At 72.1% G+C, this 16,436-nt stretch carries 12 protein-coding genes; 8 read left to right on the forward strand and 4 right to left on the reverse strand.

What is annotated here, in order from left to right; translation table 11 throughout:
* Window positions 1–72 precede the first annotated feature (72 nt).
* Together WME82_RS26820 and WME82_RS26825 are read right to left on the reverse strand one after the other, a co-directional pair.
* Complete coding sequence (locus WME82_RS26820; RefSeq protein WP_438037619.1) at window positions 73–867, reverse strand: hypothetical protein; 795 nt, start codon at window positions 865–867, stop codon at window positions 73–75.
* 514 nt (window positions 868–1,381) lie between these two features.
* Window positions 1,382–1,648, reverse strand: coding sequence for a hypothetical protein (locus WME82_RS26825; protein ID WP_438037620.1), 267 nt, complete (start codon window positions 1,646–1,648; stop codon window positions 1,382–1,384).
* A 325-nt stretch (window positions 1,649–1,973) separates the two neighbouring features.
* Between WME82_RS26825 and WME82_RS26830 the strand changes: the two genes are divergently transcribed.
* Together WME82_RS26830 and WME82_RS26835 are read left to right on the forward strand one after the other, a co-directional pair.
* Entirely contained in the window at window positions 1,974–2,948 is a 975-nt protein-coding gene (locus WME82_RS26830; RefSeq protein ID WP_438037621.1) for a GAF domain-containing protein, read from the forward strand.
* Window positions 2,945–3,142 carry a hypothetical protein gene (locus tag WME82_RS26835; RefSeq protein WP_437707496.1) on the forward strand — a complete coding sequence of 66 codons (198 nt, stop codon included), beginning with the start codon at window positions 2,945–2,947 and terminating at the stop codon, window positions 3,140–3,142. Before WME82_RS26830 ends, WME82_RS26835 begins: the two co-directional genes overlap by 4 nt.
* A 228-nt stretch (window positions 3,143–3,370) precedes the next feature.
* Here WME82_RS26835 and WME82_RS26840 read toward each other — a convergent pair whose 3' ends face one another.
* Window positions 3,371–4,174 (reverse strand): hypothetical protein, encoded by an 804-nt coding sequence (locus WME82_RS26840; protein WP_438037622.1) that lies wholly within the window; start codon window positions 4,172–4,174, stop codon window positions 3,371–3,373.
* Here WME82_RS26840 and WME82_RS26845 point away from each other — a divergent pair.
* Window positions 4,128–5,096, forward strand: a complete 969-nt coding sequence (locus WME82_RS26845) for a glycoside hydrolase family 5 protein (protein ID WP_438037623.1) — start codon at window positions 4,128–4,130, stop codon at window positions 5,094–5,096. The genes WME82_RS26840 and WME82_RS26845 overlap by 47 nt on opposite strands.
* A 654-nt stretch (window positions 5,097–5,750) precedes the next feature.
* A complete protein-coding gene (locus WME82_RS26850; protein ID WP_438044936.1) occupies window positions 5,751–7,919 on the forward strand; it encodes a cytochrome-c peroxidase in 2,169 nt (722 codons plus the stop codon).
* 480 nt (window positions 7,920–8,399) lie between these two features.
* Here the strand turns inward: WME82_RS26850 and WME82_RS26855 are convergent, their stop codons facing one another.
* A complete protein-coding gene (locus tag WME82_RS26855; protein ID WP_438037624.1) occupies window positions 8,400–9,218 on the reverse strand; it encodes a TetR/AcrR family transcriptional regulator in 819 nt (272 codons plus the stop codon).
* A gap of 276 nt (window positions 9,219–9,494) precedes the next feature.
* Here WME82_RS26855 and WME82_RS26860 point away from each other — a divergent pair, with 276 nt between their 5' ends.
* The 4 genes from WME82_RS26860 to WME82_RS26875 are packed head-to-tail and all read left to right on the forward strand — an operon-like array spanning window position 9,495 to window position 16,339.
* Window positions 9,495–10,343: an urea amidolyase associated protein UAAP1 gene (locus WME82_RS26860; RefSeq protein ID WP_438037625.1), complete on the forward strand. Its 849-nt coding sequence runs from the start codon at window positions 9,495–9,497 to the stop codon at window positions 10,341–10,343.
* Window positions 10,340–11,014, forward strand: coding sequence for an urea amidolyase associated protein UAAP2 (locus WME82_RS26865; RefSeq protein ID WP_438037626.1), 675 nt, complete (start codon window positions 10,340–10,342; stop codon window positions 11,012–11,014). The genes WME82_RS26860 and WME82_RS26865 overlap by 4 nt, the downstream gene beginning before the upstream one ends.
* On the forward strand, window positions 11,011–14,781 hold the full coding sequence (locus WME82_RS26870; protein WP_438037627.1) for a 5-oxoprolinase/urea amidolyase family protein: 3,771 nt from the start codon (window positions 11,011–11,013) through the stop codon (window positions 14,779–14,781). Before WME82_RS26865 ends, WME82_RS26870 begins: the two co-directional genes overlap by 4 nt.
* Entirely contained in the window at window positions 14,774–16,339 is a 1,566-nt protein-coding gene (locus WME82_RS26875) for an APC family permease (RefSeq protein WP_438037628.1), read from the forward strand. The genes WME82_RS26870 and WME82_RS26875 overlap by 8 nt, the downstream gene beginning before the upstream one ends.
* Window positions 16,340–16,436 lie beyond the last annotated feature (97 nt).

A 16,436-nucleotide genomic window follows, 5' to 3' on the forward strand; every position in this document is an offset into this window, starting at 1 on the left:
CGCGACCGCGCCTCGACGCTCACGCCCAGACAGCAGGTCAGCGTTCCCTGAGGTGAGCGCGCCGCTCCTTGCTTATTCGGGTGCCCAGGTCACGGTGGTGATGACCTGAAGATGGCCGAGGTCGCGGACGAAGGTATGCACGCGCCCGCTCGGCGACACGTCGACCGGATCGCCCCAATGCTCCATGTCGGTGGGGTCGACGCCGGCCAGGGCGGGCGGCGCCGCGCCGGCAGCGCCGACGGTCGTCATGCTGTCGAGGTGCTTGTAGATCGCCTCGAGCTGCGTGTAGTCATGCTGATTTGGGTGCTGGTTTTGCCCCGGATCGTTCGAGTAGTCCATGCACGTCCCGGTCGTCGTGCTGAAGTCCTCGTCGTTGTGAGCGAGCCCGAAGAGATGCCCGATCTCCTGGCACGTCACGGAGGCTCTCCATGCCGGCGTGTTGTACCTGGCCGTGTCGAAGTAGGTGTCGTTCAGCCTCACCGTGCCCTGGGTGATGTGCTCCCCGTCGGCCCAGACCGAGGCCAGTCCGAGCCACCCGTTGGCGCCATATCGCGCGTTGCAGACCTCAGCCCTCCCGCTGGTGGGCCGGCATCGCCTGCCGCCCCCGCCGGCAGCGACGGTGGCGTCGAGCACCGACGACCTGGACCAATCGCTGGCGGCGACCGAGAGGTGCTCGGCCCACGCGGAGGACACGTTGTTGCCGAGCTTGATGGTGAAGGGGTTGCTCGTTCGTGCCCAGTGGTATTTGCCCCAGGCGTGTGACGCCAGCGCGGCGCGCTCGACGTCCTCCACGTCGGCTGCGCAGCCGACGTGGAGGAGCGAGAGGACCGACACGGACAGGCGCAGGGCGAACCGCTTCTTGCTCATGTGCGAACCTTCCTGCCGAGGGCTCAGTCCGGCCGAGCTGGGCGCCGGCGAGCACTCGCCGTCGTGGCGTTTGCGCGGATCCCGGACGTTATCGTGGGCGAGGCGCAAACGTGGCCTGACGCAGCAGCAACGGCGTTGTTCGTCAGGAACGACCCTCTGCGCAGCGCGATGAAAGCGCTGTTTGACCTCGCGCGTCGCTCTCGAAAAACCGAATGAGCGACGGCGCACGATATCCTCTGTCGTGCCCCTGTCAAGGATGGCTTTCCCTGTTCGAGAGGCGCGATCACATCTGCACACCGGCATCGCGGTGATACGGCCCGACGCCGGTGTGGTCGCCTCGGACGTCCGGGGCGCGTCTCGACGAGATCACGCGTCCCTCCAGGACCACGCCCCAGGGAGCCCGCATGGAGGATCTCTGTCACATGAGCTGCCAGAGAAGCGGGATCTCCCAAGGGCGACACAGATGCGCCCCGCCATCGCCGCGGCCGCGGAGCGCATTGCTCCCGCTATTCGGTCACGATCGTGATGGGGTTGAATAGACCCTGACACCGGTCTTCGACCCCGCCTCATTTCCCTTCGTGTCGCCGACGTAGTCCAGCTTGTTGACGAGGCTCTCCGGCGCGAATGAGAAGATGTCATGGGCGTGGTCCGTGTCCGTGTAGGCGTGGTTGAAATCGACCGGGCCGTCGACATCCACGATCGGGGCGGGCGCGATGTGCAGGCGGTACCAGGTGGTCCCGGCGGCCCGGGTCCAGTCGCTCCTGGTCTCGAGCGCGTCCATGGAGACAGCGGCCCAGAGCTCGTTGCCGTTGAAGACGCTGAGCTCGGGTGGCCTTCACGCCGCCGTTTCCGCGCCTCACTCCGTCATCCGGAAGGCGGGAGAACAACCCGACAGAGGATCGATCGCGATCTGCGCCAGGGCGGGACAGCGAAGCCGCCGGCCCGCAGGTGGACACCGGTGCGGTCGTGTCTCCTGGAGCGCGGAGCCGATGAAGCGCTCGCGGGGGCAGCTCGAGGCGCCGGGTTGCGGTAAGGTCGTGGGCCGGGCGCAGGCACGGCGGCGCTCGCAGTTGAGCCCGCCCTGTCGCCCCGGCAAGAACACTTCCATGGCCGATTTGAACGATCCCGCGCGCCTCGCCGAGCTGCACCACGTGCTGCTGCGCGACGACGCGGACGCCATCCTGGACGCCTGCGTCGAGCGGGCGGCCGAGCTCGCCCGGGCGCCGATGGCGCTCGTGAGCCTGGTGGTCCGACACATCCAGCTGTTCCGCGCGCACCGCGGCCTGCCGCCCGACCTGAGCGTCAGCTGCGCGACCTCACGGAGCAGCTCGTTCTGTCAGCTCGTGGTGCGCCACGAGGCGCCGCTCGTGGTCGAGGACGCCGTTCACGACGAGCGCGTGCCCAAGGAGCTGGTGGAGCGTTATGGCATCCGCGCGTACGCGGGTGTGCCGGTGCGGGTGCGCCGGCATGTGGTCGGTTCGCTCTGCGTGATCGACCTCGTCCCGCGCACCTTCGAGCCGGGCGTCGTCGAGGGCCTCCATCGGCTCGCCGCCGAGGCCGGCGCGCGGCTCGAGGCGCTGGAGAGCGACGCGCCGCCGCCGAGCTGCACCGCGAGGGAGCGCCTCGCCCGGTTCGGGCAGACCGCGCGTACGCTCGAGCGCGCGCTCATGGCCATCGCTCCCGTGATCGCCGAGGCGCAGCGCGCGGCGGCGACGCTGCCGGAGGCGCCGCAGATCGCGCCGAGCCCGGACGATCTTCGCGCGGCGGTCGACTGCTACCGGGACATGTTCGCGATCGCGGCCGAGCTGGCCGACGACGCCATGGCCCTCTCGCGCTCCGCTCCGGCCGAGGCCGCGTCCGAGCTCGCCCAGGCGACGCGATCCCTCACGCGGGACATGGTCGAGATCAGCCCGCTCGTCCGGCTCGCCGAGAGCGTGCTCGGAGGCACGCTCGACGAGGGCGCCGCCGCGAGGGCAGCGCACGTCGTGCGGGACGCGTTCGCGGCGCACGAGACCGCGACCGCCGCGGTGCGCCGGATCATCACCACCGTCGAGCGCGGGCGGACAGGGGAGGCGTGGTGAAAGGCCGAGCGTACCAGCTGCTCCGCTCCTGCCTCGGCGACAAGGACCCTCCGAACGCGCGCGACGCGTTCATCTATGCGCGGGTCATCATGCGCGCGCGCGTCGTGCCCGAGGAGATCACGCCGGCGCTCGACGACCCCGCCATCGAGCGCCGACTGGAGAGCGCGCTGCAAGACATCGTCCGCCGCGCGTAGGGAGGGGCCGCCGGCCCCTCGCGCCGGCAGGGGCCGAGAGAGACGCCCACGAGTGGGGTGCAGGGTGATCCCGCGAGCGCGAGGAAGCGCGCGGATCGCGAGTCGTGCGGATCGCGCGTGCAGGCGTGCAGGCCTCGGTGGCTCTCCCACTTTCACCTTCACCCATCGCGCCAGGCCTGCTATGCAGCGGATCGCCTTCTTTGCCGATGTCCTTGCTTGATGCCCGCGCTAGAGGCCGGGCGCGCCGTGCGAGGCGCCTTCCTTGGAGATTACGATGAGCCATGACTTGACCCCTGGACTGTTCACCGGGCCGAAGTGGACGCGCGGTCTTCTGCAGCTCGCCTTGCCGGCGATGGTGCTGCTCGCGTGCGGAGGCCCGTCGGAAGACTCGGCATCAGGGGGCGGCGACGCATCGACCGTGGCGCCAGCGTCGGCCTCCTCCGGCGGCGGCGTCGACGCGACGGCGTCGGCCTCCTCGGGCGGCGATGGTGGTTCGGGCGGCAACGGCGGCTCAGGAGGCAACGGCGGCTCGGGCGGCAACGGCGGCTCGGGCGGCAACGGCGGCTCGGGCGGCAATGGCGGCTCGGGCGGCAACGGCGGCTCAGGAGGCAACGGCGGCTCAGGAGGCAACGGCGGCTCGGGCGGCAACGGCGGCGACGATGCGTCGACCGTGGCCTCGTCGTCGGCGTCCTCGGGCGGCACGAGCGGCGCTGGCGGCACAGGAGGTGATGACGCGTCGACCGCCGCGTCCTCGTCGGCGTCCTCAAGCGGTACCGGCGCGTCGACGTCGACCGTGGCCTCCTCGAGCAGCGCCGGTGGCACGGGCGGCGGCGATGCCTCGACGTCGACCGTGGCCTCCTCGTCGGCCTCGTCCGGCAGCGGCGGCGCGGGTGGCGGCGATGCCTCGACGTCGGCCGTAGCGTCCTCGTCGGCCTCCTCGAGCGGCGCTGGCGGCATGGGTGGCGGCGACGCCTCGACGTCGAGCGTGACCACCACCGCGAGCGGCACCAGCTCGACCACCTCGACCGGCACCGGCCCCCTCGCGAGAACGCCGGTGGAGCGGCACGGCCGCCTGAAGGTGATGGGCAACCGCGTCGTCGACGAGCACGGCGAAGAGCTCCAGCTCAAGGGCATGAGCATGTTCTGGAGCGTCTGGGAGGGCGAGAAGTTCTACAACGCTTCCGCCGTCGACACGCTCGTGAACGACTGGGATGCGACCGTCGTCCGCGCCGCGATGACCGCCAACACATCGGGGCTCGGCTACGTCAACAACCCGGACGCGGAGAAGCGGAAGGTCAAGGCGATCGTCGACGCCGCCATCGCCAGAGGCATCTACGTGCTCATCGACTGGCACGATCACGACGCGGTCCAGCCCCGGAACAAGGAGGCTGCGAAGCGCTTCTTCCGGGAGATGGCGACGGAGTACGGCGATGAGCCCGCCGTGATCTTCGAGGTGTTCAACGAGCCCGACACCGAGACCTGGGCGCAGGTGAAGGCGTATGCCGAGGAGGTGATCCGGGAGATCCGCGGCGCCGGCTCCGACAACCTCGTGATCGTCGGGTCGCCGAACTGGTCCCAGGACGCGGACGTCGCCGCCAACAGCCCGATCACGAGCTACGACAACATCGCCTACACGCTCCACTTCTATGCGGCGACGCACAAGGATGGGCTGCGCGCCAAGGCGACGACCGCGATGGCCAAGGGCCTCGCGCTGTTCGTCACCGAGTGGGGCACCTGCTCCTCCACCGGAGACGGCGCGCTGGATCTCGCCGAGGCGCAGCGGTGGCTCGACTTCATGGCCAGCAACAGCATCAGCTGGCTCAACTGGTCGATCGTCGACAAGGCCGAGTCCTGCGCCGCGCTCAGGCCCGGCGCGAGCGCCGGCGGCCCGTGGTCGGATGGCCAGCTGACCGAGTCGGGGCGCTGGGTGAAGCAGAAGATCCAGGCGCCTTGACGCGGGAAGCCCGCCGAGGAGCGCCGTCGAGGACGAGGGCGCTCCGCCCGGGTCGGTCGCGCGGCGCCACGTCGCCTCGGGCGCGGACACCGAAGCTCCCGCGGCGCGCTTTCCGTTCCTTCGAGGCCTCCTCGAAGACCAGAGTCTAGCTCTCTCGCCTTCGCCTCGTTCACCAGGCGATCCGCGCTCGATCGGCTCACTCCCGCGCCTCCTCATCGACGACATTGCCCGAACTCGGTGGATGAGTCAGGGTTTCGGCGACGCGCACGGCCGCGCCTGCTCGGCGCGGTGACGGCACGATGAAGGGATATGTCCTGTCCCTTCATCCCACTTCGTCCGGTCCTCGACAGAGGTCGTCTTCTCCCTCGAATCCCCCGCGCGAGCCGATGCGCTCGCGACACGGGGAGACGCCCGGCCTAGACGAGACAGGACGAGACGTCGATGCGCGCCCTGGACACGCGCTGTCTTTCTGAAGATCGGATGACTTGAAGAGACTCGAACGATGCCGGGCGGAACCCCGTCGAGCGTCGGCGCTCGCGACATCCGCTCATCGCAGGACGGACGAACATGACGGCGACCCGCGGTGTCCCGCGAGGACGCTGGCTCGCGCCGCCTGTCATTCACTCGCGCAGCAGCGAAGGAGGCTTCCTCGTGATGGTTAGAGCTCGTTCTGGAGACCCGCGCACGGGCGAGATCGGGGCGTGGATCCTCGGCGTCCTGATGGGTCTATCGTCAACCACCGGCTGCTGGCCCGAGGGACGCGAGCCTCCGTGCTCGGGGTGCGCGAGGCCCGGACCGTCTTCGTCGCTCGGGGACGGCGGGGCTTCGTCGCTCGGGGACGGCGGCTCATCGTCGCTCGGGAACGGCGGCTCATCGTCGCTCGGGGGCGGCGGGTCCTCGTCGCCGGTCACGCCCGGGAGCGGTAACCCGCCGCCGTCGGATCCGCCGGACGACGGCGCGACGCCCACGCCAGCCACTCCGCCGCCATCCCTCGGCTCGCTCCGAGGCGTCGCCGTCCCGGAGCCGCGCGAGCTGTCCCGGTACGTCAAGAGCAGGGAGACGGCCGTAGCGCTCGGAAAGGCGCTGTTCTGGGACATGCAGGTCGGCAGCGACGGCGTGGCGTGCGCGACGTGCCACTTCCACGCCGGCGTCGACCACCGCAAGAGAAACCAGATCAACCCGGGTATCAACAACCAGGATCCCGAGCGGCGCGCGCGGTTCGAAGCCACGAGGTCGGACGGGAAGGGCGGACCGAACTACGCGCTCGTGGCGAGCGACTGGACTTTCCGACGCGACTTCCCCGCGGATGCCGACGACGTCATCTCTTCGCAGGGGGTGTTCCACGCTCGATTCAACGGCATCGTGCCCGGGAGCGAGAAGGACGACTGCACGCTGCTGCCGGACGTCTTCCAGGTGCAAGGGGTGAACGTGCGGCGCGTCGAGCCGCGACAGACGCCCACCGTCATCAACGCGGTGTTCAACTTCCGCAACTTCTGGGACGGACGCGCGAGCAACCATTTCAACGGAGTGAACCCGTTCGGCAGGCGAGATCCTGACGCCGCCGTCCACGCCATGCGCGACGGCGTCCTGGTCCGCGAGAGGGTCGACCTGGAGAACTCGAGCCTCGCATCTCAGGCCGTAGGCCCGCCGATCAACCCCTTCGAGATGTCGTGTGAGGGGAGGACGTACGTTGACCTCGCCGCGAAGCTCTTGCCGCGCAGGCCGCTCGCTGGCCAGATCGTGGACCCCACGGACAGCATCCTCGGCGAGCTCCGCGATTCGAGCGGAAAAGGGCTCGCTCCGTCCTATGGGGAGCTCGTCCAAGAGGCCTTCGTGGACGCGTACTGGCGGTCGGATCAGCGCGTCGGCGATCGGTCGCTCGTGGAAGCGAACTTCTCGCTCTTCTGGGGCCTCGCCATCCAGCTCTACGAGGCCACGCTCGTGTCTGACAACAGCCGGTTCGATCGCTTTGCCGACGGGGACAGCGCCGCCCTGAGCGACGAGGAGCGCGCGGGGCTCGCGATCTTCCAGGGCAAAGGCAGGTGCATCAACTGCCACCATGGTCCCGAGTTCACGAGCGCCGCCACCCGCCTGCAGCGCGAGGAGCAGGTGGGCGGTTTGATCTCGCGGATGCCGGTCGGGGACGGCGGCGCCGCGCTCTACGACAGGGGCTACTACAACATTGGCGTTCGGCCGACCGAGGAGGACATCGGCGTCGGAGGGGTCGACCCCTTCGGTCATCCGTTCTCGTTCGCGCGGCAAGGGAAGCAGCTCGCCGGGGGCGAGAGCGCCCCGGACGTATTCGGCATCGACCCGGCGTCGTTCGAGGTCGAACCAGGGGTGCCGATCGCGCGGCTCGAGCGCGATGCGGTCGATGGCGCCTTCAAGGTCCCGACGCTCCGGAACATCGAGCTGACGGGCCCCTATTTCCACAACGGAGGCGCGCTGACGCTGCGGCAAGTCGTCGAATTTTACAACCGTGGCGGCGGCCGGCGAGAACGGGAGGGCGGCGACACCACCGGGTTTGGGCCCAACGGGACGAACCTGGCTCCGAACATTCAGCCGCTCGGGCTGACGGAAGATGAGAAGAAGGCGCTCGTGGCGTTCCTGGCGACGCTCACGGACGAGCGGGTCCGGTTCGAGGAGGCGCCGTTCGATCACCCGCAGCTGTTCGTCGTCGACGGTCACTTCTGGAACGAATGGACCGTGGTGGATGACGGCACGGGGCGTGCTCGCGAGAAGATCAAGGAGGTCCCGGCGGTCGGCGCCGCAGGGCGCAGGCCGAAGGACCTCCCTGGGCTTGCGCCTTTCAACCCGCTCTGAGCGCCCCGGGGCGGCGGCGATCCCAACCTGCGGCGATCCCAACCTGGGTCGGCGGCGGCGATCCCAACCTGGGTCGGGGCGATCCCAACCGGGCGATCCCAACCTGGGTCGGGTCGCCCGGTCGCCCAACCTGGGTTGGGTTGCTGCGGCCGCACCCTGGGTGGGGTCGCCGCCGGTTCCGCTTAACCTGGGTCGGGTCGCCTCAACCTGGGTCGGGTCCGCTCCGCTCAACCTGGGTCGGCTCAACCGGGTCGGCTCAACCTGGGTCGGCTCCCCCTGCAACCTGGGTGGGGTCGCCGGCATGGGTGGGGTCGCCGGTTCCGCTTAACCTGGGTCGGGTCGCCTCAACCTCGGTCGGGTCCGCTCCAACCCGGGTTGGGTCCGCTGCTCCGCTCAACCTGGGTCGGCTCAACCTGGGTCGGCTCCCCCCTCAACCTTGCTCAACCTGGGTCGGGTCGCCTCAACCTCGGTCGGGTCGCCTCAACCTCGGTCGGCTCCCCCTGCCTTCCTCCGGAGCGCCGCGAGCCTCGACGGCCGCACCAGCAGCCCGCCCACCGTCTGATCCGCGACGAGCTCCGCGATCTGCTCCGGCCCGTAGCCCAGCGCCGCCGGATCGCTGGCCGCGAGCGGATGCACGCGCGCTCCTCCCTCGGGACGGCACCAGTTCTGCACGCTCTCGTCCTGCGCCAGCACCGTCAGCGCGCACAGGTAGGCGTCCACCTCGCGGAACCTCCCCTCCCCTATCCCGCGCCCCACCATCGCGGCCACGGCCTCGGTCAGCGCGCGCCGCTCGGCCCAGTACGTCGCGAACGCCGCCGGATCCCGCTCGCTGAACCGGTGGATCTCCGTGATCTCCAGCGGAAACCCGCACACCGTCTGCACGTCGAAGCGCACGAAGCGCCATAGCTGCACGTCCGCCGTCTCGCCGGTCGCCTCGAGGCTCCGCGCGTACGACAGCGGCAGCCGGTTCACCTGCTGCAGGATCTCCGCGACGATCAGCTCCTTGCGCCGGAACCAGTAGTACAGCGACGACTGCCGGAGCCCCGCCGCCTGCGCGACCTCCAGCATCGACACCTCGGCCACCCCCCGCTCGGCGAACAGCCGGCCCGCCACCTGCAGAATCTGCTCCCGCGGCGCGAGATCGCTCCGCTGCGGCGCCTTGCGTGGCCGGCCCATGCGGCGCGGGCTCCCCTCGGCCTTCTGCTCGCCTCCGGCGTTCCGCCCCCCTTCCGCCGGCGGCCTTCCTTCGGCGCTGTGCCTGCCGTCGGTCTTCGGAGGAGGAGCCATCTCTGTCTTCATCGTCATCGTCCGAGGTGGCCATCACGCAGCCGCGCGATCGCCGTCGCGCCCTCATGCCGCCTCGCCCTCCCGCGCGTCAATCGGCTCCGCGCTCGCCCCTCTGCGCCACCCGCTCTTCATCACCCAATCCACCACCCACACCGCCACCAAGAAAATTCACCACTTCCGGGAAAAAGCGCTCGCGCCCTGCATTTTACCCTCACGAAACAGCCTGGAAACCCTGGCCCCGGATAGTCGACCCGTAGTTTCGATTGTCTATCGAAAGTGAGGCGGGCAATGTCTGAAACGGCCACAACGTACGCCGCGCGCGAGCACGCGCGCGCCCAGGAAGGCAGCGTCGTCGAGACGCAACCCACCGTGCCGAGCACGTCGATCGGCGATCCGCCGGCGGGCGTCGAAGCGCGCGACGTCCTCTGGGAGGAGACCCTCGGCGCCGGCGGTTACGCGGCGCGCACGCTCCCCGTCGGCAGCCGGCTCCGGCTCGTCGACCTCGAGGGCGACACCTGCGTCGCCCTCGTGCTCCACCGCGCGGACCGCTCCATCGAGCGGCTCTGCCTCCCCGACACCGTGAAGCTCCAGTGGCAGGCCTATCCCGGCCCGGGCTACCTGCTCCTCTCGGACATGGGGCGCGTCCTCGCCTCCCTCCTCGAGGACACCGCGGGCCGCCACGACACCTTCTGCGGCACCTCACTCCCGGCCGAGATCGAGTCCCGCCATGGCAGCGACGCCCACGGCGGCGCCCTCCGCTCCGGCCGCGAGCGGCTCCTCCTCGCCCTCGCCAAGCACGGCCTCGCCGAGCGGGACCTGCCCACGGCCATCAACCTCTTCAAGGGCGTCCGCATCGAGGCCGACGGCGCCATCACCTTCCTGCCCGACTCCTCCCGGCCGGGCGCCCACGTGCTGCTCCGCGCCGAGCAGGACGTCCTCGTCAGCGTCGCCGTCGTGCCCCACCGCCTCGACCCGCACCCGACCTACCGCGCCGGCAAGGTCCGCCTGACCGCATGGCGCGGCCGCCCCGCCGCCGACGACGACCCCGTCCGCAACGCCACCCCAGAGGCGCGCCGCGCCTTCGAGAACACCGCCGAGGAGCTCGCGCTCGGCCTCCGGGCAGGAGGCGCGCGATGAGCCCCGCCGCCACCCCCGGGAAGCCGGTCGCCGCCCTGCGCGACCCCGCCCTCGCCGGCCTGTCCGGCGCCCTCGTCTCCGACGAGATCGTCCCGGCGCGCGCGCCGTGGGCCAAGATCGTCCGCGCCGGCGAGATCCTCCGCGTCATCGACCTCGAGGGCAACCAGGCCGTCGACTTCCTCGCCTACGTCCTCGCCGACACCGCCGAGCGCTACAGCGCCGCCGACACGATCGCCGCCCAGCGCAACATCTTCCTCACCACCGGCGCGCGGCTCCGCTCCAACCGCGGCCGCGTGATGATGACCGTCACCGACGACACCTGCGGGCGCCACGACACCTCGGGCGGCGCCTGCTCGTGCGAGTCGAACACCGTCCGCTACGGCCACCACACCAAGCACCAGCACGCCTGCGTCGAGAACTTCCTCCTCGCCGCTGCGCCCTACGGCCTCGGAAAGCGCGACCTCGTCGGCAACATCAACTGGTTCATGAACGTGCCCGTCGAGGCCGACGGCACCCTCGGCATCGTCGACGGCCTCTCCGCGCCCGGCAAACACGTCGATCTCCGGGCCGAGCTCGACCTGCTGCTGCTCGTCTCGAACTGCCCGCAGATCAACAACCCCTGCAACGCGTTCAACCCGACGCCGATCCGCGCGGTGGTGGTGCGGCCATGAGCGCCATGGCCCCGCCCTTCCGCCGCGTCCTCGTCGCCAACCGCGGCGAGATCGCGTGCCGGATCCTCCGCACCCTGAAGCGCCTCGGCGTCGCGTCGGTCGCCGTGTTCTCCGACGCCGACCGCGCCGCCCTCCACGTGCGGCTCGCCGACCAGGCCGTCCGCCTCGGCGGCCAGACCCCCGCCGAGAGCTACCTCCGCGTCGACGCCGTGCTGGACGCCGCCCGCCGCGCCGGCGCCGACGCGATCCACCCAGGTTACGGTTTCCTGAGCGAATCCGATGACTTCGCGCGCGCCGTCGAGGACGCGGGCATCGTCTTCATCGGTCCGACGCCGGGCCAGATGGCGGCCTTCGGGAGCAAGCACCGGGCGCGGGAGATCGCCGTCGAGGCGGGCGTGCCGCTCCTGCCGGGCACCGGCGTGCTCCGGGACGCGGACCACGCCGCCGCCGAGGCCGCGGCCATCGGCTACCCCGTGCTGCTCAAGGCGAGCGCCGGGGGCGGCGGCATCGGCATGGCCCGCTGCGACGGGCCGGCGGAGCTCCCGGCCGCGTTCGAGCGGGTCCAGCGCCTCGCCCGCTCGAACTTCGGCTCGGGCGAGGTGTTCCTCGAGCGCTTCCTCGCCGCGCCCCGGCACGTCGAGGTCCAGATCGCCGGCGACGGCCGCGGGAACGTGCTCGTCCTCGGCGATCGCGACTGCTCGGTCCAGCGCCGCAACCAGAAGGTCCTCGAGGAGGCGCCCGCGCCCGACCTGCCGCCGCGGCTGCGCTCCGCCCTCGCGGAGTCGGCCCGCGCCCTCGCCGCGAAGGTGGCCTACCGCAACGTGGGTACGGTCGAGTTCCTCGTCGATCCCGCCCGCGCCGAGCACTACTTCCTCGAGGTCAACACGCGCCTCCAGGTCGAGCACGGCGTGACCGAGCTCTGCGCCGGCGTCGACCTCGTGGAGTGGATGCTGCGCATCGCCGCGGGCGACACCGCGTTCTTCGCCGGCGGCGACCCGGCGCTCCGCGGCCACGCGATCGAGGCCCGCCTCTATGCCGAGGACCCGGCGCGGGGCTTCCTGCCGAGCGCGGGCCTCCTCACCGAGGTTCGCTATCCCGAGGGCGGGGGCGTGCGGGTCGACGGGTGGGTCGAGACCGGCACCGAGGTCTCCGCGCTCTACGATCCGCTGCTGGCCAAGCTCCTCGTGCACGGCGCGGACCGGGCCGCGGCCGTCGCGGCGCTGCGCGGCGCCGTCGAGGAGACCCGGATCGGCGGGATCGAGACGAACCGCGAGTGGGTCGCGGTCGCGCTCGATCACCCCGATTTCCGCGGGGTCCGGCACCACACGGGCACGTTCGCGTCGCTGCCGTTCCGCCCGCCGACGATCGAGGTGACGGCCTCGCCGGGCGCGGTGACCGTGCAGGACTGGCCCGGGCGCCTCGGCCTGTGGTCGGTCGGCGTCCCGCCGAGCGGGCCGATGGACGACCTGTCGTTCCGGCTCGGCAACCGCGTCGTGGGCAACCTCGGTGGCGCCGCGGGGCTCGAGTGCGAGGTGCACGGGCCCACGCTGGTCTTCCACCGGCGCGCTGTCGTCTGCGCCGCGGGCGCCGCGATGCGCGTGCTCGTCAACGGCACCGAGGTTGCGCCGTGGACGCCGGTCGAGGTCGCGCCGGGCGCCACCGTGGCCTGCGGGCCGGTGCGGGGGCCGGGCGCGCGCGCCTACCTGCTCGTCCGCGGCGGCATCGACGTGCCGGCGCACCTCGGCAGCCGCGCCACGTTCACCCTCGGCGGCTTCGGCGGCCACGCCGGCAGGCCGCTCCGCCCCGGCGACGTGCTGCGCCTCGGCGAGGAGGTCGACCCCTCCCTCGACCCCGGCGCGCTGCCGCCCGAGGCCCGGCCGGAGATCGGCAGGTCCTGGGAGCTCGCCGTGCTCGACGGGCCGCACGGAGCGCCGGACTTCCTCACGCGCGACGGGATCGAGCAATTCTACGAGGCCGAGTGGGAGGTCCACTACCACTCGGCCCGCACCGGCGTCCGCCTCGTCGGGCCCGCGCCCAGATGGGCGCGCACCGACGGCGGCGAGGCCGGGCTGCACCCCTCGAACCTCCACGACAACGCCTACGGGATCGGCGCTGTCGACCTCACCGGCGACATGCCCGTCATCCTCGGCCCCGACGGCCCGAGCCTGGGCGGGTTCGTGTGTCCGCTCACGGTCGCCGCGGCTGAGCGGTGGAAGCTCGGCCAGCTGAGCGCCGGGGACAAGGTCCGGTTCCGATCGATCGTGCCCGCGGAGGCCGACGCGCTGGCGCAGCGGAGCGACGCCCTCGTGGCCCTGCGCGACGGAGCCACGAAGGAGGCGCCCGCGCCGCTCGCGGCCGGGGCGAACGGCGCAACCCCGGTCGCGGCGACGAACGGCGCGGCGAACGGCGCAACCCCGGTCGCGGCGAGGGCTGCGCTGGCGCCCGCGCCGCTCGCGGCGGCCGCGACGCCGACCGCACCGAGAAGGCCGCGCGGCGAGCCCGTGCTGGGGCGCGTGCCGGCGCGCGACGACCGCCCCGCGGTGGTCTTCCGCCAGAGCGGCGACCGCTACGTGCTCGTCGAGTTCGGCCCGCCGGTGCTCGACATCGACCTGCGCGTGCGCGCGCACCTGCTCATGGCGCGGCTCGAGGAGCTCCGCCTACCCGGCGTCGTCGACCTGACGCCCGGGATCCGCTCCCTCCAGGTGCACGTCGACGGCGCGCGCCTCACCGTGGCCAAGGCCCTCGACCTGCTCCGCGAGGTCGAGGCCGACCTGCCCGCCCAGGCCGAGGTCCGGATCCCGAGCCGCGTCGTCCACATGCCCCTCAGCTGGGACGACCCGGCGACGCGCGAGGCGATCGAGCGCTACATGCGCGCGGTCCGCGACGACGCGCCCTGGTGCCCGAGCAACCTGGAGTTCATCCGCCGGGTCAACGGGCTGCCGGACATCGCGGCGGTCCAGGAGATCTTCCTCGCGGCGAGCTACCTCGTGCTCGGCCTGGGCGACGTGTACCTCGGCGCGCCGGTCGCGACGCCGCTCGATCCGCGCCACCGGATGGTCACCACAAAGTACAACCCGGCGCGCACGTGGACGCCCGAGAACGCCGTCGGCATCGGCGGCGCGTACCTGTGCATCTACGGCATGGAGGGGCCGGGCGGGTACCAGTTCCTCGGCCGCACGGTGCCGGTCTGGAGCCGCCACCGGCCGTTCCGGCAGACGACGCGCGAGCGGCCCTGGCTCCTGCGCTTCTTCGACCAGCTCCGCTTCCACCTCGTGTCGGCGGAGGAGCTGCTCGAGCTCCGCGCCGACATGGTGGCCGGGCGCGGTGAGGTGCGCATCGAGGAGACCACGTTCGACCTGGGCGAGCACCACCGCTTCCTTGCCGAGAACGCCGGGCCCATCCGCGCGGCGCAGGCGCGGCAGCGGGCGGCGTTCGACGCCGAGCGCGCCCGCTGGGAGGCGGACGGCGAGTTCGACCGCGTGCGCCGCGCGGGCGCCCGGATCGAGGGCGCGCCGACCGCCGCCGAGGACGCCCTCCCCGCCGGGGTGCTGCCGGTGACGGCGCCGCTCACCGCGTGCGTGTGGAAGGTCGACGTGGCCGAAGGGCAGCGCGTCGAGGCGGGCCAGCGCTTGGCCGTGCTCGAGGCGATGAAGATGGAGTTCCCCGTGGTGGCCGACGTGGCCGGAGCCGTCGGCTGGATCGGCTGCCGCCCGGGCCAGATGGTCAGCGCGGGCCAGCCGCTCGTGGGGGTGTCGGCCGATGCGTGACCCCATCTCGACCGCCGCGCCGGCGTCGGCGCTCGTCCCGGAGGACCGCGGCGACGCCGAGGACCTCGCCCGTCTCGGCTACCGCCAGGAGCTCCGGCGGGACCTGGGCAGCCTGTCCGCCTTCGCCGCGGGCTTCTCGTACGTCTCGATCCTCACGACGGTCTTCCAGCTCTTCGTGATCGGGTACGCCTTCGGCGGGACCCGGTTCTTCTGGACGTGGCCGGTCGTCTTCCTGGGCCAGCTCGCCGTCGCGCTCAACCTCGCCGAGATGGGCTCGCGCTACCCGGTCGCCGGCTCGGTGTACCCGTGGGGCCGCCGCGTCTGGGGCGGCGCGCCGGGGTGGCTCGCGGGCTGGTTGAAGCTCGTCGGCGACGTCGTGAGCGTCGCCGCGGCGGCCATCGCGCTGCAGGCGATCTTGCCGAGCGTTTGGAGCGGGTTCCAGCTCCTTGGAGGCGACCCGTCGCTCACCTCGCGCGACGGCGCCGCGAACGCCGTGCTGCTCGGCGCGGGGCTCATCGTGCTGACGACGGCGATCAACATGGCCGGGGTGAAGGTGATGGCCTGGGTCAACGACGTCGGCGTGATGGCGGAGCTCGGCGGCGTCGCGCTGCTGCTCGTGGCGCTCTTCCTGAGCGCGGTGCGCGGCCCGGGCGTGGTGCTGGAGCCCATCTACGGGCCGCCGTCGTCGCTGGGCACGGGGGTGGCGGGCCTGCTCGCGGCCGCGCTGATGCCGGCGTACGTGCTGTACGGCTTCGACTCGGCCGGCTCGCTGGCCGAGGAGACCCAGAACCCGCGGAGGATCGTGCCAAGGGCGATCCTGAAGGCCGTCGTGGCCTCCGGGGTTGGCGGCGCGCTGCTCCTCGTCGCGGCGCTGATGGCCGCGCCGAGCCTGACCGACGGCCGCCTCGCCACGGAAGGCCTCGCCTACGTGGTCGTCGGCGCGCTCGGCCCGGCGCTGGGCAAGGTCTTCCTCGTCGACGTGGCGCTGGCCGTGTGCGTCTGCACGCTGGCGATCCAGACCGGCGCCTCGCGCCTCGCCTTCTCGATGGCGCGGGACGGCGCGCTGCCGTGCGCGCCGGCGCTGTCGCGCGTCTCGCCGCGCACGAAGACGCCCGTCGCCCCGGCGATCGTCGTCGGCGCGCTCGCGTGCGGCATGCTCGTCGTGAACTACGGCGAGGCGCAGCTGTTCGTGCTCATCACGGAGACGGCCGTGCTGCTCGTGAACCTCTCGTACCTGGTCGTGACGGCGGGGATGCTCCTCCGCCGGCTGCGCGGGTGGCCGGGCCTCGCCGGGGCGCCGGCCGGGGTGTTCTCTCTGGGTCGGGCCGGGCTCGCGCTGAACGCCGCGGCCGTGGCCTGGGGGGTCGCGCTCATCGCGAACATCGCCTGGCCGCGACCCGACGGCGCCGAGGCGACGTGGATGGAGTACTTCCCGGTGCTCGGGGTCGCCGCCACGCTCGTGATCGGGCTCGGGGTGTTCGTCGCGACGCAGCGGCCGGGAGGAGAGCGGGTTGCCATCGGCCAGCCCGGGGAGCGCTCGGCCTCGCTGACCTCCTGAGGTGGGCTGCTCCGGCGGCGAGCTCGATCGGACCTGAGCGGAGGCCGCCGGAAGCGCCGAAAGGGGCGTGCGCCGGGCGCCCCGTTCACGAGAGCGC

The sequence above is a fragment of the Sorangium sp. So ce128 genome (assembly GCF_051525245.1).
GTDB classification, from domain to species: Bacteria; Myxococcota_A; Polyangia; order Polyangiales; family Polyangiaceae; genus Sorangium; species Sorangium cellulosum_B.